Annotated in this window: 15 protein-coding genes; 8 read left to right on the top strand and 7 right to left on the bottom strand. The window is 34.2% G+C overall.

The features are described from left to right. Window positions 1-109: 109 nt before the first annotated feature. Window positions 110-568: an Lrp/AsnC family transcriptional regulator gene (locus GKZ88_RS00165; RefSeq protein WP_012024199.1), complete on the bottom strand. Its 459-nt coding sequence runs from the start codon at window positions 566-568 to the stop codon at window positions 110-112. 359 nt (window positions 569-927) lie between these two features. Here GKZ88_RS00165 and GKZ88_RS00160 point away from each other — a divergent pair, with 359 nt between their 5' ends. Next, entirely contained in the window at window positions 928-2,172 is a 1,245-nt protein-coding gene (locus tag GKZ88_RS00160) for an aminotransferase class I/II-fold pyridoxal phosphate-dependent enzyme (protein ID WP_155100380.1), read from the top strand. A gap of 172 nt (window positions 2,173-2,344) precedes the next feature. On the opposite strand, the gene GKZ88_RS00155 is transcribed toward GKZ88_RS00160, so the two are convergent. Then, window positions 2,345-4,276, bottom strand: coding sequence for an amino acid permease (locus GKZ88_RS00155; protein WP_155100378.1), 1,932 nt, complete (start codon window positions 4,274-4,276; stop codon window positions 2,345-2,347). Window positions 4,277-4,638: 362 nt separating this feature from the next. On the opposite strand from GKZ88_RS00155, the gene GKZ88_RS00150 reads away from it, so the two are divergent. Next, the gene (locus tag GKZ88_RS00150) at window positions 4,639-6,795 is read left to right on the top strand and encodes a DPP IV N-terminal domain-containing protein (protein WP_155100376.1); all 2,157 of its coding nucleotides are present in this window, start codon (window positions 4,639-4,641) and stop codon (window positions 6,793-6,795) included. 300 nt (window positions 6,796-7,095) lie between these two features. After that, window positions 7,096-8,253 (top strand): Gfo/Idh/MocA family oxidoreductase, encoded by a 1,158-nt coding sequence (locus tag GKZ88_RS00145; protein WP_155100374.1) that lies wholly within the window; start codon window positions 7,096-7,098, stop codon window positions 8,251-8,253. Window positions 8,254-8,414: 161 nt separating this feature from the next. Here the strand turns inward: GKZ88_RS00145 and GKZ88_RS00140 are convergent, their stop codons facing one another. From GKZ88_RS00140 to GKZ88_RS00120, 5 genes are all read right to left on the bottom strand, one after another. Then, a complete protein-coding gene (locus GKZ88_RS00140) occupies window positions 8,415-11,321 on the bottom strand; it encodes an FAD-binding and (Fe-S)-binding domain-containing protein (protein WP_155100373.1) in 2,907 nt (968 codons plus the stop codon). A gap of 197 nt (window positions 11,322-11,518) precedes the next feature. After that, window positions 11,519-11,809 (bottom strand): hypothetical protein, encoded by a 291-nt coding sequence (locus tag GKZ88_RS00135; protein ID WP_155100372.1) that lies wholly within the window; start codon window positions 11,807-11,809, stop codon window positions 11,519-11,521. Between the two features lie 569 nt (window positions 11,810-12,378). Beyond that, window positions 12,379-15,039, bottom strand: a complete 2,661-nt coding sequence (locus GKZ88_RS00130; protein WP_155100370.1) for a TrlF family AAA-like ATPase — start codon at window positions 15,037-15,039, stop codon at window positions 12,379-12,381. A 295-nt stretch (window positions 15,040-15,334) separates the two neighbouring features. Then, a complete protein-coding gene (locus tag GKZ88_RS00125; protein ID WP_155100368.1) occupies window positions 15,335-16,291 on the bottom strand; it encodes a DUF3137 domain-containing protein in 957 nt (318 codons plus the stop codon). After that, window positions 16,291-16,845, bottom strand: coding sequence for a LemA family protein (locus tag GKZ88_RS00120; protein WP_155100366.1), 555 nt, complete (start codon window positions 16,843-16,845; stop codon window positions 16,291-16,293). The genes GKZ88_RS00125 and GKZ88_RS00120 overlap by 1 nt, the downstream gene beginning before the upstream one ends. A gap of 324 nt (window positions 16,846-17,169) precedes the next feature. Between GKZ88_RS00120 and GKZ88_RS00115 the strand changes: the two genes are divergently transcribed. From GKZ88_RS00115 to GKZ88_RS00095, 5 genes are all read left to right on the top strand, one after another. Further along, window positions 17,170-18,378, top strand: a complete 1,209-nt coding sequence (locus GKZ88_RS00115) for an anhydro-N-acetylmuramic acid kinase (RefSeq protein ID WP_155100365.1) — start codon at window positions 17,170-17,172, stop codon at window positions 18,376-18,378. A 267-nt stretch (window positions 18,379-18,645) separates the two neighbouring features. Continuing rightward, window positions 18,646-20,217 (top strand): family 10 glycosylhydrolase, encoded by a 1,572-nt coding sequence (locus tag GKZ88_RS00110; protein ID WP_155100363.1) that lies wholly within the window; start codon window positions 18,646-18,648, stop codon window positions 20,215-20,217. After that, on the top strand, window positions 20,204-21,529 hold the full coding sequence (locus tag GKZ88_RS00105; protein WP_155100362.1) for an MFS transporter: 1,326 nt from the start codon (window positions 20,204-20,206) through the stop codon (window positions 21,527-21,529). Before GKZ88_RS00110 ends, GKZ88_RS00105 begins: the two co-directional genes overlap by 14 nt. 23 nt (window positions 21,530-21,552) lie before the next feature. Then, the gene (locus tag GKZ88_RS00100) at window positions 21,553-21,894 is read left to right on the top strand and encodes a hypothetical protein (RefSeq protein WP_155100360.1); all 342 of its coding nucleotides are present in this window, start codon (window positions 21,553-21,555) and stop codon (window positions 21,892-21,894) included. A gap of 30 nt (window positions 21,895-21,924) precedes the next feature. Continuing rightward, window positions 21,925-22,809 (top strand): hypothetical protein, encoded by an 885-nt coding sequence (locus GKZ88_RS00095; RefSeq protein WP_155100358.1) that lies wholly within the window; start codon window positions 21,925-21,927, stop codon window positions 22,807-22,809. Window positions 22,810-22,818: the final 9 nt, after the last annotated feature.

Raw genomic sequence — 22,818 nt, 5'->3', positions numbered from 1 at the left:
AAACTCAAATTTAAGATTTATAATGATTCAATTATGTTAAAACTTATTTTGCCCGACAAAGTCTCAGAGAAAAAAACTTAGAATCTCAGAACCTTAGCATCTTAGTACCTTAAAAAGAAATCACTGTCGAATTCTTCACTTCGCTGATCATAAACATACTTTGCGTACTGCCAATGTGTTGTAAAGAAGTCAATTTGGTTACTAAAAATTCCCTGTAAGCTTCCATATCTTTTACTAAAACTTTCAAAATATAATCGTAATCGCCACTTACATGATGGCATTCCAGAACTTCGTTGAGTTTGATGACTTCGCTTTCGAATTTGGTTAGGAATTCTTTGGTGTGCTGAATCAATTTTAAATGACAGAAAACTACAAAACCTTTTTCGATTTTAGATTTATCGACTAATGCTACGTAATTTTTGATTATTCCTTCACGCTCTAACTTTTTGATTCGTTCGTATACTGCTGTAACCGAAAGATCCAATTTTAAGGATAATTCTTTGGTCGTTTTTTTACTGTCGGTTTGTAAAAGAACTAAGAGTTTTTTATCTGTGGCGTCTAAAGTCATGGTTTCTGTTTATAGTTTTTTGGTTTGTTGTTTTTGGCTTGTTGCTGAGATGAAAGAAAATCTACTAAACCACATTTCCTATATCAAATTTAGATTAAAAATCATTATAAATTCATTTTAATAGTTTTAAAATCTAATTATTCATTTTACAGTTGATTAATTTTCTAATTAGATCTTATTTTGAATAGAATTTCTTTTGAAAATGACTGCTCTAGCCCTGATAGAAGTGGAAATCCTTTTGTGCCGGGGTTCGGCGCAAAAGATTGAAACGGATAGCAGGATTAGCTCCTAATAATTAACACTAGTTTCAATCAACTTGAAACCTGAAACTTGAAACAAAACAAACAAAAACTAACTATATGAAAAACTTCAACCCAGCAGATAAAATTCAGGATTTGCAGTACTTTGGTGAATTTGGCGGTGTGAATCCGTCGATTTCTGATTCTTCGACTTATACTTTTCTTTCGGCTAAAACCATGTTTGACACTTTCGAGGGCAATATGGAAGGCTGTTATTTGTATTCGCGCCATTCATCACCAAGTAATTTGTATTTGGATCAGGCTTTGGCAGCGATGGAAGGAACAGAAACTGCAAATGTTTCGGCTTCGGGAATGGGAGCGATTACACCTACTCTATTACAGCTTTGCGGTGCGGGCGATCATATCGTTTCGAGCAGAACAATTTACGGCGGGACTTATGCTTTCCTGAAAAACTTTACGCCAAGATTTGGTATTGAAACGAGTTTCGTGGACATTACAAAACTGAAAGCCGTAGAAGCAGCAATTACACCAAAAACGAAAGTTTTGTATTGCGAAACAGTTAGTAATCCGTTGCTTGAAGTGGCGAATATTGCAGGTTTGGCGCAAATTGCCAAAAAGCACAATTTGAAATTGGTTGTTGATAATACTTTTTCACCTTTATCTGTTTCTCCAGCAAAATTAGGAGCCGATATTGTGATTCACAGCTTAACAAAATACATCAACGGAAGCAGTGATACGGTTGGCGGTGTGACTTGCGCATCGAAAGAATTTATTAATTCGCTGAAGAATGTAAATTCGGGAGCAAGTATGCTTTTGGGACCGACAATGGACAGTTTACGTTCGGCGAGTGTGATGAAAAATTTACGTACGCTTCATATCCGCATTAAACAGCATAGTCATAATGCGCATTTTCTGGCTGATCAATTTGAAAAAGATGGCTTAAAAACGGTTTATCCAGGTTTGAAAAGTCACCCGAGTCATGAATTATATAAAACAATGATTAATCCGGAATATGGTTTTGGAGGCATGTTGACAATTGATGTTGGAACTTTAGAAAAAGCCAATGAATTAATGGAATTAATGCAGGAACGAAATCTGGGTTATTTGGCGGTAAGTTTAGGTTTTTACAAAACACTTTTCAGCGCGCCGGGAACCTCAACTTCAAGTGAAATTCCGTTAGAAGAACAAAAGGAAATGGGCTTGACAGATGGTTTAATTCGTTTTTCGATTGGTTTGGATAATGATATTGATCGTACTTATAAAATGATGAAGGCTTGTATGGTTGAGCTTGGGATTTTGAGTTCTACAAAGATTGACAAAGAAGTTTACGCAGACGTTCACTAAGCTTTCTCTCTCGCAGATTTGGCAGATTACGCTAATTATTTCGGAAATCTATAAAAAATCCGTTAAATCTGCAGAATCTGCGAGAGAAATTTTAAGCGTTTTTTTAGAATAACAAAAGCCGTTCTGATTAATCTCAGAACGGCTTTTCCATTTATAATTTATAACTCTTAACTTATAATTTAACTACGTTTAGTTTACTGTTTTTTCTGCTGTAAGTAAAGTAAATCAACAATCCGATTAATAGCCAGACTGTAAAGTAAATCCAGTTCCAAACGCTTAATTCGGCCATCATGTAAAGACAGCAGATTAAGCCTAAAAGCGGGATTAAAGATAGATTTCTTCTGAAAGCCCAAACCGCTAATCCAACTAAAACAAATAAGAATATCCACATTGGAATTTTGTGTTTGAATAAACTGAAACCTGATTCGAATTTCAATGAATCATTGATTGGAAGTCCTTTTACAACTTCAGCATATTTAGCATTGTCATCTTGATATTGGCTCAATAAATGCTCTAAATCTGATGTTTCTGCCGTTTTATTTTTAACGTCAATACTTTCTAAATAAGTAAAAACTTTGGCAGATTCTTCTTTATCTAAAGATGTAATAATTGTCGTGGCGTCGTTTATTTGCGCTTCATTATTAATAAAAGCCATTGTAGCTTTATTATTGAATGCAAAAGCATAATACAGTCCTGCAATCATTAAAACCGGCAAAATAAACTTTGCATTGATGTAAGGTGTTTTGAATTTTCCTCTCGGAATATCTGGTTTATTCTGCAATACTAAAACACCAGCGCAAACTAATACAAAGGCAAACAAAGTTCCGATACTACATAAATCAGTTACCATTGTAAGGTTCAAAAACAAAGCTGGAACTGCAACCACAAAACCAGTTACAATTGTAGCAAAAGATGGTGTTTTGAATTTTGGGTGAACGGTAGAGAATTTTTTTGGCAATAAACCATCACGGCTCATACTCATCCAAATACGAGGCTGTCCCATTTGGAAAACCAATAAAACGCTCGCCATCGCTACTACTGCACTTACGGCAATAATTCCCGACATCCATTTTAAGTTTAATTTATCGAAAACAAATGCAAGAGGATCTCCAACATTTAATTCGTTATATTTTACCATTCCCGTTAAAACCAAAGCAATGGCGATGTATAAAATCGTACAAATAATAATCGCCCACATCATGCCGCGTGGTAAATCACGTTGTGGATTTTTACATTCTTCCGCAGTTGTCGAAATTGCGTCAAAACCAATATAGGCAAAGAAAACGGCAGAAACTCCTTTAAGAACTCCTCCAACTCCGTTTGGAGCAAATGGATCCCAATTTGCTGTATCTACATAAAATACTCCAACTGCAATTACTAGAAGTACCACACAAAGTTTTACAACCACCATTAAATTACTTGCATTACGAGATTCTTTCATTCCTCTGTAAACCAAAGCCGTAATCAAAATAATGATAAACAAAGCTGGCAAATCAGTTACAAAATGAAAAGATCCTATTGTTGGCGCTGTTGTCCAAGCTGTATGTGCTTGCTGTAAAGCGACACTTAAATTTTCGAAAGATTTTCCGCCTCGCATTAAAGCTTCAGCATCATTAAATCCGTTTGATGCGGTTAAATAATCCATCTGAATCCATTGCGGGAGATGAATACCTCCGCTCTGAAGCAGTCCGGTAAAATAATCACTCCACGATATGGCGACCGTTATATTTCCGACGGCATATTCCATAATTAAAGCCCAGCCAATTATCCAAGCGATAATTTCTCCAAAAGCAACATAAGAATACGTATAAGCACTCCCTGAAACTGGAACCATAGATGCAAATTCGGCGTAAGCAAAAGCTGCAAAACTACAGGCCAAAGCAGTAAATAAGAATAAGAAAATAACAGCTGGACCTCCATCTGCACTGGCTTTCCCGATCGTACTAAAAATTCCCGCTCCAACAATAGCTGCTATTCCGAATGCTGTTAAATCTTTGGTAGTCAAATGCTTTCCTAACGCATTATGACCATCTGATTCGTTCTGTGCAACTTGCTTCAGAATATCCTGTACTGTTTTCTTTCGGAATAAACTTGAAAATGCCATATATGTTTTGCTGTTATAAAATTAATTTAATTCAGTCGTTTTTGTTTTATTTTGCAAATAATGCAAAAATTATCCTGATTTCAAATATATAAAACGATTTTGTTTTTTCGGTGTTTTTTTGCCACGAAGACACTAAGATGCAAAGTTCTTTCTTTTGCTTCGAATTTCTATAATTTCTTTATTTTTTTCTTCTGTCAGCCAAAAAGAAAAAAATCCGAGTTTCATTTGCTTTCATAAATTTATTACTGCTTTTAGTACAAATTATATATTGCATTTAAAAAAATGAGTAATTTTAAAAACGATTAAAACACAAAAAATAATACAACTAAATAGGCTATTAATTTAAATACAAAAATGCGTCGATGAAAAAGTTCTTTTTCCTATTGTTTCTAATCTGCTCAAATGTTTTTGCACAAGACATTGACATTGATCATCTGAATTGGCTGCCAAATTCAAATTCTTTTTGGGTAAATTCTCAAGATAATATTGTGGTTTATGATGTTAATAAACTTAAGCAAGGCACTACGATTTTATCTAATGCTCAATTAAAAAATTCAGGTTTTACGAGTGAAATCGAAAATTTGGTATGGAATAATGACAAAACAAAAGTGCTTATTTACACCAATTCAAAAAAAGTCTGGAGAGCCAATACTAAAGGAGATTATTGGTTTTTCGACCTGAAAACCGGCAAAGGAAGACCATTAGGTGCAAGTCTGGAAAAATCATCTTTGATGTTTGCTAAATTTTCCAGCGATAGCGAAAACGTAGCTTACGTTTCTAAACATAATATTTATCTTGAGAATTTAAATTCTGCAAAAATAACGCCGCTAACTACAGACGGAACTGATAAAATCATCAATGGAACTTTTGACTGGGTTTATGAAGAAGAACTTGCGGCACGCGATGGCTTTAGATGGAATCCTGACGGAAAAAGTATTGCGTTTTGGCGCGTAGATGCATCTGAAACAAAATTTCATTTAATGATAAATAATACTGATGCGCTTTATCCTTTTACAATTCCGGTAGAATATCCTAAAGCCGGAGAAAAACCTTCCTCAGTAAAAATTGGCGTAATCGACATTGCGTCTTTAAAAACAAATTGGCTCAATATTCCGGGCGCTCCAGATAATAATTATCTAGTGAGAATGGAATGGATGAACAATCAAAGTGTCATGGTGGTTCAGCTTAACAGAAATCAAAATCAGGCTTCTATTTATAAATGTGATGCAAAATCTGGAGAAGCAAGTTTGATTTATCAGGAAAAATCAGATTCATGGATAGATGTTTTTGATATTTCTTCGGGAGAATATGATGTTTTTTCTTGTCCATTTGTTGACAGCGGAAAAGCTTTTTTATGGAGTTCAGATGCTGATGGATGGATGCATATTTATAAAATCAGTATCGACGGCAAAAAGAAAGAGTTAATTACTACTGAAAATTTTGATGCTTATTTTAAGGCTTATAACGAAAAAACAAAATCGGTTTATTTTATTGCAAGCCCTACAGATGCTACACAGCGTTATTTGTATGAAACGAATTTGGATTCGAAGAAAACAAAACGCGTAACGCCTAAAGAATTTGAAGGTACAAATGAATATCGTTTTTCGACAAATGGTGAATTTGCTACACATACCAATTCAAATATTAATCGAAATCGTAACAACCGCTTAGTTGCTTTATCTGGCCATAAAAAAATATTTCCAGAAACTGCCGATGCTTTTTCAAAACCAGAACGCAATTATTCGATGGAGAAATTCAAAGTAACAACTGTTGACGGAATAGAAATAGACGGAATCATGGCGAAGCCCTTAAATTTTGATCCTGCAAAAAAATATCCTGTATTTTTCTATGTTTACGGAGAACCTATGGCAACGGTTGCAAATGATGAGCCTTATTTTTATGGGTTAATTACGCCTTTAATTCCGGCAGGATATATAGGAATCGCAATGGACAATCGCGGAACTCCTGCAATGAAAGGTACAAAATGGAGAAAATCGATCTACAAAAACATCGGAATTATCAATACGCATGATCAAGCAATGGCAGCAAAAGAAGTTTTGAAATGGAACTTTATTGACTCCGACAAAGTAGCGATTCATGGCTGGAGCGGCGGCGGTGCTATGACTTTAAATTTAATGTTTCAGTTTCCTGAGATTTACAAAACCGGAATAGCGATTTCTGCTGTTACTGATCAGCATTTTTACGACAATATTTACACGGAAAGATACATGGGACTTCCGAGTGAAAATGAAGCGAATTATACTAAAGCTTCACCTGTAACGTATGCGAAAAATCTAAAGGGAAATTTACTATACATTCACGGAACCGGCGACGACAACGTGCATTATAAAAATGCTGAAGTTTTAATTAATGAATTGATCAAATATGATAAAATGTTTAATTTAATGATTTACCCAAATCGTACTCACAATATTTCTGAAGGCGAAGGAACAATGAAACATCTTTTTGACACTTTTATCAATTACATAAAAGAGAAATCTCCTCCTGGAGCTAAATAAATACAACTGTTTTTAAAACTATTTCACAGCCTTATTATTTTTCGAAATAATGAGGCTTTTTTTATTTCAGCTACAGAATATACAGAAAGTTTGTCATTCCGAGGAACGAGGAATCTCCGCGAGAAGCTCGACAAAGATTGGAGATTTTAGTCACGGAGTTACTTGAGGAGATTCCTCGTTCCTCGGAATGACAAGATTGTAGATAATCTCGTAGTCAACTTCGACAAAGTTTCCCCAGCATGTAACTTTTTTAAACAACAGTGTACTAACAAATTAACAACATAACTAAAAAACCAATTTATGGAAAAAATCTCAAGACGTTCTTTTGTAAATAAATTTGGCGTTGGTGTAGGCGCATCGGTTATTATGACTACACTTCCTTCATTTTTAACAGAACCAGAAAAAAATGAAAAACCTTATACCGGAAAAAAATTAAATGTTGCCTTGTGCGGTTTGGGAGTGTATGCTTCTCTAGTAGCCGAGGGACTTCAGGTTTCTGAGTATTGTACGCTTGCCGGAATAGTGACAGGAACACCATCTAAAGCCGAAAAATGGAAAACTCAGTATAATATTCCGGAAAAAAACATCTACAACTATCAAAATTTCGATGAAATTGTAAAAAATAAAGATATTGATTTGGTGTATGTGATACTCCCAAATGGATTGCACAAAGAATTCGTCATTCGCGCTGCAAAAGCTGGCAAACATGTTATTACAGAAAAACCAATGGCGATTACGGTAAAAGATTGCGAGGAAATGATAAAAGCCTGCGAAGACAATAAAGTACAGCTCGCAATTGGCTATCGCTTGCATTACGAACCAACGCATCTCGAAATTAAAAGATTAGGGCAAAATAAAGTTTTTGGGCAAGTTCGATATATTGAAGCTTCTCTTGGTTATAAAATTCACGATCCGCTTGATACAAAAAGCACTGTCGATTTCAATGACCGAAACGAATGGAGGCTTAACAAAAAATTATCCGGAGGCGGACCTCTGATGGATTTAGGCGTTTATTGCATTCAGGCAAGCCGTTATGTTTTGGGTGAAGAACCCATTGCGGTTACGGCACAATTTGGCAAAATATATAACAAACAAATTTTTTCTGAAACCGAGGAAAGTATTTCTTGGCAAATGGAATTTCCCAGTGGTGCAAGAGCAAATTGTAACACAACGGTAGATTATAATATCGACCGATTTTACGCTACCGCAGATGAAGGTTCATTCGAACTGAGTCCGGCTTTAAGTTATGGGCCTTACAACGGAAAGTCAACTAATGGGCCTTTAAAATTTCCTGTAATAAACCAACAGCAGACACAAATGGATGAAATTGCGAAATTACTATTAGAGAACAAAAAACTGCCCAATCATATTACCGGCGAAGAAGGACTTAAAGATATTAAAGTCATCAACGCAATTTATAAAGCGGCAGAAACTGGAAAGAAGATTGCAGTAGTTTAAATTTTCTCTCGCAGATTTAGCAGATATAGCGGATTTTGATTAATCTATTAAAGATTTAAACAGATTTAAAAAATAAAATCTGAACAATCTGCCAAATCTGCGAGAGAAACAAAAAATCTTGGTGTTCTTGGCGTAAATCTTAGCGAGCTTTGCGGTTAAACCTATTTTAAACAGCTTCTCAAAATACTAACAGGATGTTGTGCTTCTCGTTTCGTTCCATCATAAATTTGATGACGACAACTCGTTCCCGCCGCAGCAATTTTTACGTTTTCGGCAGTGTTGCGCACTTTTGGAAAAAGCGTGTCCTCTCCCATTTGCATGCTCACTTGATAATGTTCTTTTTCATAACCAAAAGATCCTGCCATACCGCAACAGCCCGAATTATAAATCGTAACCGTATTATTTTTAGGCAGATTCAGCATGGCGAAAGTCGCTTCAACAGAACTCAATGACTTTTGATGACAATGTCCGTGAATTTTAATTTCTTTTGTTTCTTCCGAAAAAGAATCTGGTGTTATTTTCCCGTCGATAATTTCTTTTTTGAAGAATTCTTCAATGGTGAAGGCGTTTTGCGAAATCCTTTCTGCGCTTTCTTTATCCGATGCCAATCGTAAATATTCATCTCTAAAAGTCAAAATCGCGGAAGGTTCAATTCCAATTAATGGCGCTTTCGAAGAAATTAAATCTTTGAAAATATTGACATTAATATCAGTGATCTTTTTCGCTTCTTCCAAAAATCCTTTTGAGAGATAGGTTCTGCCACTTTCTTCGTGATTTACAATTAAAACTTCGTAACCTAATTTCGTCAATAATTCAAAAGCATCAATCCCGATATTGACGTCGTAATAATTGGTAAATTCATCTACAAACAAATACAATTGTCCGTTTGGGAAATCATTATTTTGTGTTTTTTGATTTTCATACCATTTTCTAAAAGTCTTTTTTGCCAAAAGTGGCACTTGTCTTTCCGACGCAATTCCCATTGATTTTTTTACCAATGACTGATTCGAAATAAAATTCGTAATCGACGGAAACAAACTTCCCATTTTGTTCAATTTTGCATTGTTAGCGAAAATCTTGCTTCGGGTCGAAAATCCGTTTGCTTTTTGATATTGGTATAAAAATTCAGCTTTCAGCGTCGCAACGTCAACATTACTCGGACATTCGCTGGCGCAGGCTTTACAGCTTACACACAACTCAAAAACTTCGTATAATTCTTTCTGGTCAAATTTGTTTTCTTTTTCAGAATACGTCAAATATTCTCGCAACGCGTTTGCTCTCGCACGAGTCGTCTCTTTTTCGTTTCGTGTCGCACGATAACTCGGACACATCGCTCCTCCGGCCGATGGCATTTTTCGGCAATCTCCCGAACCGTTGCATTTTTCGGCAGCACGCAAAATCCCTAAACTGTCAGAGAAATCTTGAAATGTTTTAATATCCGGCTCAACTCTTCCAGAAATTACGCGATGGTTTTCATCCATTTTCAAAGCGTTGACAATTTTTCCAATATTGAAAACCGAATTCGGGTCAAACGCCAATTTGATTCTTTTCAGCAATTCGTAATTCTTATCGCCAATCATAAACGGAATAAACTCGCCACGTACGATTCCGTCACCATGTTCACCGCTTAACGAACCTCTGTATTTTTTTACCAAATGCGCCACATCGGTCGCAATGGTTCTGAATAATTTTAAGTCCGAAGTTTTCTTCAAATTCAAAACGGGACGCAAATGCAATTCTCCCGCGCCGGCATGCGCGTAATAAATCGCTTCCTGTCCGTGACTTAACATCATCGCCGAAAACTCTGCAATATACGCTGGCAAATCGCTTAATTCTACGGCTGTATCTTCAATAGAATCGGCGGCTTTGTTGTCGCCTACAATACTTCCTAAAAGTCCGAGTCCGGCTTTTCTCAGTTCGTTGGCTTTATCAATATCCGCTCCGTAAATTTTTACGAGTGCGTAACCAAAATTGTGTTTTTCTAAATCGGCAATTAAAGCGTTTGCCTGATTTTCGGCATCTTCTAAAGTATGAGAAGCTACTTCAAAAAGCATAATCGCTTTAGGTTCTCCAACCAAAAAGAATCTATTTTTAATGTGTTCACGATTCGTTTTAGTACAATCTAAAATCGTATCGTCAATCATTTCACAAGTGTACAAATGATGTTTCATCGCCACCACAACAGATTCCAAAGATTCCTGAATCGTATGATAATGTCCAACGACCATAATACTGTGCGCTGGCGGTAAATCGTCAACTTTTAAAGTGATTTCGGTTGTAAAGGCCAAAGTTCCTTCGCTTCCGCAGAGTAATTTCCCGAGGTTTATTGTTGGTTCTGTTCCGCCAAATATTTCTGATTTTAATAAAATATCAACGGCGTAACCTGTATTTCGTCTGTGAATTTCCGGTTTCGGAAACTCTTTTATAATTTCTACCTGATTTTCTTTTACTGAAAGTTCGTCGTAAACGCTTTTGTAAATTTTGTTTTCTAAAGCATCGCCTTTGGTTTTCTCAATAAATTCTGCCGAAGTCAATTCGCCAAAAACCACTTCCGATCCATCGCTTAAAATCGCTTTTACTTCAGCAATTTTATCACGCGTAACGCCATAACGAATCGAAGTTGTTCCAGATGAATTATTCCCTACCATTCCACCAATCATCGCGCGATTGGAAGTGGATGTAATGGGCGCAAAGAAAACGCCGTGAGGTTTTAAAAACAAATTTAGTTCATCGCGAATCACGCCGGGCTGAACGGTAACCGTTTTTTTCTCGGCATCGTAACCTAATATCTTGGTGAAATGTTTCGAAACATCAATCACAAGTCCGTCTCCAACCGCTTGTCCGGCAAGTGAAGTTCCGGCAGTTCTTGGTGTAACCGAAATATGATGTTCTCCCGCAAAGCGAATTAATCTGCTGATATCTGCCGTAGATTTAGGCAAAGCCACCGCATTTGGCCGAATCCGGTACACCGATGCATCTGTCGAATAAAGTGTTTTATGAAGATCATCGTATAAAAGTGTGCCCTCGAGTTCGCCGGCTAATTGCTCTAAATCCTTAAGTATTGACATTTTTTCTGAATATGATTTCACAAAAATACTTATTTTTTTAGGTTCTGAGGTTCTAAGATGCTAAGGTTCTAAGGTTTTTTTGTGATTGTTTTTGGAGTTGGAATTTGGGATTTGCTTTTTGGAATTTAACCTGATTGTCATCCTGAGCGATCCCGAGGCTTCGGGAGAAGGCTTTTGAAAACGTAAATTTTCTCTTTTTAATCAATAAGTCTTTCTGTAAACTTTTTAGAAAGAATATCAAAAGTCGGTTTCATATAAGCTTGAAAAGCATTTGCCTCTTCAAGAGTTTGAAAAGGTATCAAATGTTCGTCAATCAATGCATTCAATGCAAAATTTAAGTGCGTAATGTACTCTTGAAAATCATCGAGATAATGAGATTTTGCATCTACTAGTTCCATACCTGATAATTTTTCAAAAGGTTGGCGCTTTGCGTTTATATACTCTTCCGCACTTTTAATAAATTCTTCTTTGATTTTTTCGTAACTCATCTTAATGATATATGAACTGTAACATTTTTGCCATCTGTTTGAAAATCCTGCAGGGATGATTTTCCGAATAAGTCTAATATAAATTTATCGATATTGGAGTCTGAAAACGTATTGTATCCGATTGTTTTTCTTTATCTAAGAAGATTTCAATGAATGTTGGGGTAATTCATTTACTCAAATTTAAAAAAAATTAGCGAGTATAACAAAATTTTAAAACATCCTGAACTGATCGCAAAGTATGTCTTTTTCAAGTTATATTACGGGCAATCTTTGCGGGCACGGGTTGTAAATTCGCGCTATTGGGTGTCGAAGGCTTATGAAAACGGAAACCTCCTTTTGAAAAATAACCACAAATATGACGTTCTATGGTTGTCAGTTGATGTTCTAAACCCCAAATTTGACGTCCTGAAGTTCAAATTTGACGTTAGCGACGTCAAATTTGAGGTAGCATGATCCCAATTTTGACGTGCCTGACCTCAAAGATGGCATGTAAAAACTGATTGATGATCACGTAAGTTACGTTATGTGCACGAGAGGGACGCTCGCGCTAGCCTGGTATCTAAAATAAGCTATTTAATTCCATAAATTTCTTCACGCTGTTTAAAAGCTCTTTTTCCTCCTTCTAATATTTCACAACAAATTGCTCGTGTTTCTGTTCTATCTATTGAACCAGCATCAATAACGTGAGTAACTATATTTGTACTTTTTAGTGGAATAATAAGCTCTGCATCACCTAATACTGCAATGTTAGGATTATGAGTTACAATGATAACTTGTCTTTGTTCCTTAATCTTTCTAAGGTTTTTAACTATTGTTTTAAAAATAAACTCGCTGTCCAAATTATCCTCCGGTTGGTCTATTATTAATGGTTTATTGCTATCTGACAACATTAAAATACCTAATAGTACTGACTGCTGTTGACCTAGAGAAAGTTTTGAAAGAGGTTTTGATATATATTTGGTAGAACCTTCAGCATCTATATAACTTTTAGTAATAGTTACCTCAGGTAAATCATCAAACCTTACCGCTTGAAAATCTTCAAAATTAAAATCACCATTAATTTTATCAATAATGCTCTGACATTCTAAACTTGTGAATATCAAATTACCCTCTTCATCTGTCAAATTGACTAATTTATCAAGCTCATTTTTTTGACAAATTTCAAGAAATTGAAAGACAGAAAAATTTGACGAAATGATTTTTGTTTTTTTGTTTTGCCTCCAATCCATTTTTACTTTTAATAATTCTTCAAAGTCCGTCGAATATATTCCTGATTTATATTTGATTGTTATAAAAAAACCGTCTATTGTATTTTTCAGATTTAGGTTTGCTTTTTTAGAAAACACTTTTCTTAGATCATAAATTTCTTTTTTGTTAGTTAATCTCTTTTCTATTAATATAATACGCTCATCATTGAGTTTTTGCAATAAAATTTTATCTTGATTTAGCTTTTCTATCTTCTTCTTATAATCAATAATATCAATTGATATTTGATTTATCTTTCCTAAATCAAAAGGAATTCCTTGAGCTTCTAGTTGTGCTTTCTTAATATCAATTTTTGCCTGAATTTCTGTCTCTTTTTGTGCCCAATTTTTCAATTCAATATTTAATTGTTCAATTTTAGCTGTAAGTTCCGAATTTAATTCAGTCGATTTAGTTTTTACGACATTTGAAAAATCCGAAACAATTTTTTTGACATTTTGAAAAAAATCTTTCCCAACAATAATTTCATCATCAGAGATAGTTGAAAAATTAGTAAACAAAGTATCATCAGAAAAAATTTCTTTGTATTTAGCAACTAACTCCTGAAGTTTGCTAATTAATTCTGCTCGAATTTGTCTTTCTTTTATTAAAGAGTTTTGATAGGTTACTAATTCCCCTGCTTTTTCCTTTTTTAAGCTTTCTAATTTTTTTTCCTCATTTTTTAAGGCTTTTTCAGTTTCTACATAACTTAATAATTCAAGTCTTATTTTTTTTGATGAACTTTGATTTTCTAATAATTCCTTTATCAATAAATTATCCTCAATATTTTTAGATTCAAGATTCAAAAAACTATCTAAAAAATTAATTAAAACTCTTGGATTTTCATCACTGTGTTGCAATGTTTCAGCTGTTTCTCCCTGTCCATAAGTCTCTATGTCTATTTTTCCAATTCCGTTTATCGGATCAGTTGCATTTCTTATTGAATTATTCTTTTCTCTAACAAAATCAATTTTTTGATTTGCTTCATCATAATATGTTAGCTCAATTTGTTGTGGCCAAACATCTGAATCAACAACTCCATATTTTGATTTATTACCAGTTGCTTCACGTATTGACTCAAGTAAAGTTGACTTACCCGCTCCTCTACTACCAATAATACATGTCAAATTACTACTAAGTGTTATAGTGGTAGAATTAAAGAGCCCTCCTTCTAATTTTATTGTTTTGATATATGGTCTTTGTTCTGGAATTTCATTTTCTAATCTTATTCGAGATTCATAATATTGTAAAGCAATTTTAATTGAATGAAAATTGAGTTCATCAACTTTATATCTTGTTAACTTATTTTCACCTTCTGCATTTGTTCCTAACTTATTCAAAGTATGGGAGTCGGAAGACATAATTTTTGGAAGATTATAATCTAAATCATATTCAAGATGAGCCCTTCTTATAGCTACTAAATTATTTCGTTCCTTTTTTAAATCTGAAACATCAAATTCACTATACAAGCTAATAGAACTTCTAGAACTAATTTCCAATCCTAATAAATTTTTAATTTTAAAAATCTCTTCCATTTGAGGTCCGAATCTAGCAATTGTTTTTTCAAAGCCTGATGTTAATTCAATATGTGCAAGAATCCCGAATCCTCCAAATTGATTGGCAAAGTCTAAGCAATCAACAATGCCTTGAGTGCAAAGTGTTTTATCCCCAGAAATTGTTAATTTGCCATAAAAACTTCTTAGTTCTGCAAAAGTTTCAAAGTAAACAAGTAAATGTCCTTGTGTAGTAGAAATTTCTACACCAGGTATTACTAAAACATCTTTACCTTTTGCATATTCAATTGCAAAATGACAATTGTTTATTTCATTGTGATCTGTTATACTTATTATTTTGAGATTTTTTTCAATAGCGGTATCAACAATTGCTTGTGGCGTCATTGCGGTATCAGTAACATCAAATGAACCAAATTCTCCATAAGAATGAATATGAAGATCTCCTCTATAAAATTGCGCTTGATTATTTATCATTACTTTATCATTTTTATATTACGGCATTTCAACCTGATTTCGATCGGGACTAATTTTTAAACCTTTTGAAAATCAAACAAATATCAACACATAAGTATTACCTCTTTTACGGAAAACCGTATCATACTGAAATTTTATCAAAAACAAGTTTAGTAATAAATAAGAGAAAAGAAGCCAGTAGTTATACCTGTTTATTTCATAACAATAAAGATATTTTAAAAAGAAAAACCGTTTAATAAATCTTGAGACAAATCAAAATCTATTAAACGGCTTAAAATATTTTATATAAAAAAAACTACTCCTTCCCCCAAATCCTAGTATTCAAATCCAGTTCCTGAACAATATCATGCATGAATTTTACAATCGAAAGATCATCTGCAAGCAAATCAGGATCTAAAAGCGTTGAATGAATAGGCGCTTCAAAATAATTGTGTGACAATGGAAAAGCAATATACATTTTAGAACTTATAAACGAGACCGAAATTGTTTCGTCGCATTTATTGTTTAAGTCCAGAATTCTTTCCATCATCGCAGGCGTTAGAATGTATCTTGCTTCAATTTGGTTTCTGGAATAGGTTGCAAATTTGCTATCAAATTCTGTGTTTTCTAGTTCTACTACTTCGCTGTTTCCAAAACTAAAAACGTTTTTAGAAAACCACGAACCAAAAGCTTCGCCATAACCTTTTGGGCGAACAACAGTTGAAACTTCAAAGTTTTTATTAAAATCGGCTACAAAAACAATTCCTTTCAAAATAGTATGCCATTCTGTACGAGTTCCGTTTTTTGTGCTTGTTTCCGTTTTATATTCGGCATGAACTTCGGCAAACCAAAAAGAAGTTTTGTCGTTTGTTCCGCTTATTAAATCCTGCGTTTTATAACGATCCGGCTCTGTTGTAAAAAGCTCCGAACTTATAAATTCATATTCAGGAAGCCCACTTTGCGGTGTTAATGTCAAACTTTCATTGATATTTTTTAATGCTTGTGCTACAACATTAGTTTTGTAAGCAACTTTGTATTTTACGGCAGTATCTTCTATTTGAAAATACATTACAATACCAGTAATACCAGAAGCTGCAAATCCCAGAAAACCTATAATCGGAATTCGAATCAAAAAACCTATTATCAGAAGCACAAAGGCAAGACCAAATAAAATGTAACAGGTCGTGTAGGTTTCGGCAATCTTTTTTCGGTCAATTTCTAATGTATTCAAAACCTCTTGCAAGGCTGTATTAGTGTTAATTTCTGAATCCATTAATTATTGAAAAGTTCTTTTGCACTAATATTTTTACGCTCTTCTTCTGAAGTTTCCAAAACATCAATTTTGGTATAATTCAGCATTCCTGAAAATAAATTTCCCGGAAACATCATAATTGCATTATTATAGCTCGTAACCGAAGCATTGTAAGTTCTTCTGGCAGCCGCAATTTGTTCTTCGCTTTCTGTCCAAGTGCTTTGCAGATTTAGGAAATTCGTATTCGCTTTTAAATCTGGATAATTTTCAACTGTAACCATTAAACCTTTTACAGCAGTACTCAATTGTGTGTCTAAACTTGCTTTTTCGGCATCGGTTAAAGTACCAGAGCCTGCTTTGGCACGAAGTTCTACTATTTTAGTTAAGGTACTTTGTTCGTAATTGGTGTATTGTTTTACTATTTCAACTAGATTCGGAATCAAATCAAAACGTTTTTTCAGCATTACATCAATTGCCGAAAAAGCATTCGTAACATTATTTCTTTTTTCGATAAGGGAATTGTAAATAAATACCCCAATTAGTAGAAAAGCAACAAGAATAATAACAATAATCATGGTTTAAGATTTAATTAGTTTGAAAACAAATATATAAAAAGAGTTGTGAGTTTTATTTGATGAATTGCGTTTTTATTTAAACACATAGAAACATAGTTTTTGAAACTGAAAAAGAGATAAATAAAATCAAGATTTTACACATAGCTATGTTTGTTTAAAAAAAGTGAAACGCCTTTAACCACAAAGAAATCTATGTCTCTATGTGTTTAAAAACAATTACGCATAACGTAAAAAAAATAAATCTTGTAGTTTATTTATATTTATATGTAAAATAATCCCATTTTAGCGTTACCAAATTAAATGCTTTTTTTAAGATTACTTAAAATGAATAAAAATATAAAATCGCTTTACGAAATTGCTCAAAAAGAAACCCGAAAAATAATCGGTTTAATGTCAGGAACTTCCCTTGATGGACTTGACTTGGCGCTTTGTGAAGTTTCTGGCGAAGGAGAAAATACAATTGTAAAAATCGAACAGTTTGAAACCATTGATTACAGTGAAGATATTAAAACCGAAATCAGAAAAGTGTTTGCTAAAAAAACAATCGATTTTCAGCATTTGGTTTTATTAAACGAATGGATTGCCGATTTGCATGCCGGAATGATAAACGATTGTCTTTCAAAATGGAATATCCCCTCAATTGAAGTCGATTTAATAGCATCACACGGACAAACGGTTTTGCATGCGCCAAAGTTTTTGCATCAGCAGGAAAAATTTCCAAATGCAACTTTGCAAATTGGCGACGGCGATCATATTGCGGTAAAAACCGGAATTATCACTTTATCTGATTTCAGACAAAAACACGTTGCGGCAGGTGGTGAAGGTGCGCCTTTGGCGGTTTATGGCGATTATTTGTTATTCAGCAAAAAAGGCGAAAACCGCATTATGCTGAATATGGGCGGTATCGCAAATTTCACTTATTTGCCAGCCTCTCAAAACGCCGAGGAAGTTTTTGTAACCGATACCGGAACTGCCAATACTTTAATTGATATTTTCACCAAACAATTTTTCCCTGAAAAAAGCTTCGATAAAGATGCTGAAATCGCTAAAAGCGGAACTGTAAATCAAGTACTTTTAAATGAATTAAAAAGTGATGCTTTCTTCCAGAAAAGCTTCCCAAAAACCATTGGTCAGGAATTATTCAATCATGATTTTGTCAATTCGGCTTTGGTAAAATTAGGTTTCGAAAACATTTCGGCACCAGATTTGCTGGCCACTTTAACACGCCTCAGTGCCGAGACAATTGCCGAAGCAGTTCTATTTGTTGTAAAAAATACTAAAACACCAATCGAAGAGTTTACAGTTTATATGTCGGGCGGAGGTGCGAGAAATCCGCTATTAGTGAGTTGGTTACAGGAATTATTGTCTTGTAAATTTGAAAAAAGCGACGTTCTCGGAATTTCAGGCGATGCAAAAGAAGCGGTTTTATTTGCCGTTTTGGCTAATGAAACTGTTGCAGGAGGAAATTATAATTTTGGTTCAAAAAAAGGAATTCCATCGGTAACAATGGGGAAAATTTCATTTCCTAGCTAAATATTTTTAAACACATAGAAACATAGATTAAATTTTATCAAAAAGGTAATTTAAAAAAATCTAGATTTTCACACATAGCTATGTTTGTTTAAAAAAATGAAATGCCTTTAAGCGCACAGAAAAACTATGTCTCTATATGTTTAAAATAAAAATACAATTTGCATTAATTTTTGTTCTTAATTATTCTTTTAAAAAATAATTTGTGAAAATTCGTGTAATTCGTGGCAAAAGAAACTATTTTTGGTTTTTGTTAAAATAAAGATTGCAATGCATAAAAATCAGACACTATTATTCTCTATCATATTCATACTTTTCTTTGGATGGAAATCCTCTTCACAGGAAAAAATACTGCATCCTAAAAATGAATTCAGAGGTGTGTGGATTGCTACTGTTGTTAATATTGACTGGCCAAAAACAGCCACTGACAACGTTGAAAAAGAAAAAGCTGATTATCTTGAAATTTTAGAGACTTATAAAAAACTGAATTATAACGCCGTAATTGTTCAGGTTCGAAGCGTTGGTGATGCTATTTATCCTTCTGAATTTGCACCTTGGTCCCGTTTTTTAACAGGGAAAGAAGGTTTGGCTCCTAACCCGTATTATGATGCCTTGGCCTGGATGATCGAACAAGCGCACAACCGCGGATTTGAATTTCACGCCTGGTTAAATCCTTATCGTGCAACTTTCGATTTAAACAAAAACCTTTTAAGCCCAGGACACGATCTTTTTAAACACCCGGAATGGATGATCGAATATGGCGGAAAATATTATTATGATCCTGCTTTGCCAGAAGTTCAAGCGCATTTGACTAAAGTGGTAAAAGAAGTAGTGGACAAATACGATATCGACGCGATTCATTTTGATGATTATTTTTATCCGTATGCTGTTCCAGGAAAAGTCTTTAACGACAGTGCTTCATACAAAAAATACGGTGCTGGCCTAAGTCTTGCCGATTGGCGCCGTGCCAATGTGAGCAACTTTGTACACACGATTTCAACTACTATAAAAGCAAGCAAACCTTGGGTTCAATTCGGAATCAGCCCGTTTGGGGTTTGGAGAAACAAATCGGTTGACCCGAGAGGTTCTGAAACTTCCTCTACGGCAAATTACGACGATTTATATGCTGATCCTATTTTATGGATGGATCAAAAATGGATTGATTATATTCTGCCGCAATTGTATTGGAGCATGAATAATCCAAGAGCTTCTTATTCAAAATTAGTAAAATGGTGGTCAGAAAACTCTAATAATACTGCCATTTACATTGGCCATGCTTCTTATAAAATTAGAGGTGATGGCGACAAAAGCTGGAATTTCATGACCGAAATCCCTACTCAAATTGACTTTTTGAGAACTTTTAAAAATGTTTCCGGAAGCGCGTATTTCAGCTCTAAATGGTTCATGAACAAAAACTTTGATGTCGTTCGTCATTTAGAAGAAAATCAATATCGATATCCAGCGCTTCCTGCTCCGGTTCCGAATTTAAAACATGTGATTATTGATACTCCGCAAATTGCCGAATATACTAAAGACAGTATTAAATATACTTTTACAGTGAAAAGTCCGCTGAATACAAAAGTTCGTTATATCGTAGTTTATGGAAGCGAAAATGTTTCAAAAATCGACATTAATGATGCTACAAAAATTGTAGAGAAAGTTACCGTAAAAGAAGTTGACGGACAAATTACGTTCTCAATCGCTGGCGGGAAGCTCAATCTTTACAAAGCCTGCGCCGTAACTTTTATTGATTATTATGCAAACGAAAGTACCCAGACTGCCATAGATCTAAAAAAACCATTTAAAAACTATACACCTGCTCAGCCTAATGAAAACAGATAATAAACCTTGGTTCTGGATTCCGCTTCTTAATTTTGCTTCTGGATTGCCATATGCCATAATTATCTCGGTTTCGGTAATTATGTATAAAAATCTTGGTATCTCAAATGAAGATATTGGAGTTTACACCAGTTTATTATATCTTCCTTGGGTAATCAAACCACTTTGGAGCCCGTTTATTGAAATTACAGGAACCAAAAGAAAATGGTTTTTATCGATGCAGTTGCTAATTTCGATTGCGTTTTTATTGGTCGGATTCACGATTCCTTTCAATGGCTTTTTTATACTATCATTATCCATATTCTGGGTTGCTGCTTTTGCTTCGGCTTCAAATGATATTGCAACCGACGGCTTCTATTTATTAGTTTTGCCAGAAGACAGACAATCTTTCTTTATCGGAATCAGAAGCACTTTTTACAGGCTTTCTATGCTCGCAGGAAATGGTTTAGTAGTACTTTTTGCAGGTTATTTAGAGCATAAATACGGCGACAATACAAAAGCCTGGTCGTACACCATGATTTGTGTTGGTTTATTAATGACTTTCATTACAGCTTATAATTTTGTTTTTACTCCAAAAAACGAAATAAATGCTGTGGCAAGCAATAAAGAAACACATCAAAATCAAAACTTCGCTACGGTTTTCATAAGTTTCTTCAAGAAAAAACAAATTGGATTGATTTTGGCTTTTATTTTGGTTTTCAGATTAGGAGAATCACAATTGCTTAAAATGCTAAGTCCTTTTTTACTTGATAAAAGAGAATTAGGCGGAATGGGATTAGATACCGAAGCTGTTGGAATTATTTATGGAACATTGGGGATTTTCGCCCTTACAATAGGAGGAATTTTAGGAGGAATTGCCATTTCTAAACACGGACTTACAAAATGGATGTTGCCAATGTTTTTAGCCATGCACCTTCCAATACTTGGTTTTATTGGTTTGGCTCATTTTCAGCCTCAAGAACTTTTTCATCTTCATTTAAATTTATATTTTTTTGAGATAAATTCTCCATTAAATCTTTATACTTGCATTACTGTTATATTAGAGCAATTTGGTTATGGTTTTGGATTTACAGGTTTTATGATGTATTTAATTCATGTTGCCGAAGGAGAATCAAAAACAGCACATTATGCATTGGCAACCGGATTTATGGCATTAGGAATGATGCTTCCGGGAATGCTGAGCGGTTATATTCAGAAATATTTAGGCTATGACAACTTCTTTATTTGGGTTCTTATAGCTACAATTCCAGGTCTTATTTTATCACGTTTTTTAAGTTTCCCAAAAGATTTTGGGAAAAAATCAGAAGAAGTTTAACCCCCAAATCAAACATCTTACCTATGGAAATCAATGAAAATTTGCAGGCCGAACGCAACTCGAAAGGAGCTGAGTTCGAAAAAAATGGAAATCTAGAAAAAGCAATTGAGTTATATGAGGAGAATGTCGCGGAAAGCTTTAAAGGAAATCATCCTTACGATCGATTAGCTACGATCTACAAAAATCAGCTTGATCTTGAAAATGAAATCAGGATTTTAGAAAAAGCGATTGTAGTTTATGAAGAAATCACAATCGAAGACCGATTGGAAGGTTTGCCAAAACTTTTCCGTTTCAAAAACCGATTGGAAAAAGCAATTGAAACCAAAAAACAATTAGCCAAGCAAAAAAAGGCCAAACTGAAGTAAAACAACAATCTCAAAATCTTTATCAAAAGGATGAAAGCAAGAATTTACATAAAAGCATTAGCTATGATGTTACTTTTATCTTGTGGACAAACTAATGAAAAGAAAAATAAACTATTGGATAAAGAGAAACCTGTTACAAAAACATTTGAGCAAAGAGAAAAAGAACGTTTAAAGAAAAGAGCTGAAATTGAAAAACAGGATAAAATCGATAGTTTAAAATTAGATAAAGTTTTATTTGACGCTTTGAAAGTTGCCACTCCGGAAATTAATCAAAAAAAGCTTGAAAAGAAATACAACGTTAGGTTTGACAACGAATATAACGTTCAAGTCGAAATAAGTATAGATAACTATTTTACAAAAAATAATCCTCACTTAATTATCCGAAGATTAAGTCCAGGTAATGTATATATCGATATTTATTCAAAAGATGGAAATAAATTCAAAAAAGTTGTTTCTCATAAAGAGTGGACTATGACTTATATGAATGACACAATTAGAGACATTAATGGAGACGGCTTAAAAGATTTTGTTGTTAATTGGTATGGTGCAACTGGGTGTTGTTTAAAAGGATTCAGTGACATTTATTTGCTAAGAAAAGATAAAAAAGAATTCTCAAAAGGCTTTGAATTTATTAACCCTACTTTTTCTCCTCAAGAAAAAACAATTAGAGGTGTTGAATACGGTCATCCCGGACAAACCGAAATCTATAAATATAAGTGGAATGGTGAGACAGTTGACACTTTGGAATACGTTTATTATGATACGGATAAAGAAGGAAAAAAGACTGGGAAAATAATTATTTCAAAAAAAAGAGCTTACAGTAAAAATAAAAAAGACATACAGAAACTAAATTCAATACCTGATGAATATAAAAAAATTGAAGGTTTTGATTGGTTTACAGGAAATGTTCCGTGAATAAAAAAT

It is taken from the genome of Flavobacterium sp. LC2016-01 (genome assembly GCF_009711135.1).
Taxonomy (GTDB): Bacteria; Bacteroidota; Bacteroidia; order Flavobacteriales; family Flavobacteriaceae; genus Flavobacterium.
This window is presented reverse-complemented; position numbering and strand designations above follow the sequence as displayed.

What these genes read in the sequence shown, in the direction of transcription:
- GKZ88_RS00165 (WP_012024199.1), bottom strand. Translation starts at nt 568, where the DNA reads ATGACTTTAGACGCCACAGATAAAAAACTCTTAGTTCTTTTACAAACC.
- GKZ88_RS00095 (WP_155100358.1), top strand. Translation starts at nt 21,925, where the DNA reads ATGAAAGCAAGAATTTACATAAAAGCATTAGCTATGATGTTACTTTTA.
- GKZ88_RS00130 (WP_155100370.1), bottom strand. Translation starts at nt 15,039, where the DNA reads ATGATAAATAATCAAGCGCAATTTTATAGAGGAGATCTTCATATTCAT.
- GKZ88_RS00115 (WP_155100365.1), top strand. Translation starts at nt 17,170, where the DNA reads ATGAATAAAAATATAAAATCGCTTTACGAAATTGCTCAAAAAGAAACC.
- GKZ88_RS00160 (WP_155100380.1), top strand. Translation starts at nt 928, where the DNA reads ATGAAAAACTTCAACCCAGCAGATAAAATTCAGGATTTGCAGTACTTT.
- GKZ88_RS00125 (WP_155100368.1), bottom strand. Translation starts at nt 16,291, where the DNA reads ATGGATTCAGAAATTAACACTAATACAGCCTTGCAAGAGGTTTTGAAT.
- GKZ88_RS00135 (WP_155100372.1), bottom strand. Translation starts at nt 11,809, where the DNA reads ATGAGTTACGAAAAAATCAAAGAAGAATTTATTAAAAGTGCGGAAGAG.
- GKZ88_RS00140 (WP_155100373.1), bottom strand. Translation starts at nt 11,321, where the DNA reads ATGTCAATACTTAAGGATTTAGAGCAATTAGCCGGCGAACTCGAGGGC.
- GKZ88_RS00145 (WP_155100374.1), top strand. Translation starts at nt 7,096, where the DNA reads ATGGAAAAAATCTCAAGACGTTCTTTTGTAAATAAATTTGGCGTTGGT.
- GKZ88_RS00110 (WP_155100363.1), top strand. Translation starts at nt 18,646, where the DNA reads ATGCATAAAAATCAGACACTATTATTCTCTATCATATTCATACTTTTC.
- GKZ88_RS00100 (WP_155100360.1), top strand. Translation starts at nt 21,553, where the DNA reads ATGGAAATCAATGAAAATTTGCAGGCCGAACGCAACTCGAAAGGAGCT.
- GKZ88_RS00105 (WP_155100362.1), top strand. Translation starts at nt 20,204, where the DNA reads ATGAAAACAGATAATAAACCTTGGTTCTGGATTCCGCTTCTTAATTTT.
- GKZ88_RS00120 (WP_155100366.1), bottom strand. Translation starts at nt 16,845, where the DNA reads ATGATTATTGTTATTATTCTTGTTGCTTTTCTACTAATTGGGGTATTT.
- GKZ88_RS00155 (WP_155100378.1), bottom strand. Translation starts at nt 4,276, where the DNA reads ATGGCATTTTCAAGTTTATTCCGAAAGAAAACAGTACAGGATATTCTG.
- GKZ88_RS00150 (WP_155100376.1), top strand. Translation starts at nt 4,639, where the DNA reads ATGAAAAAGTTCTTTTTCCTATTGTTTCTAATCTGCTCAAATGTTTTT.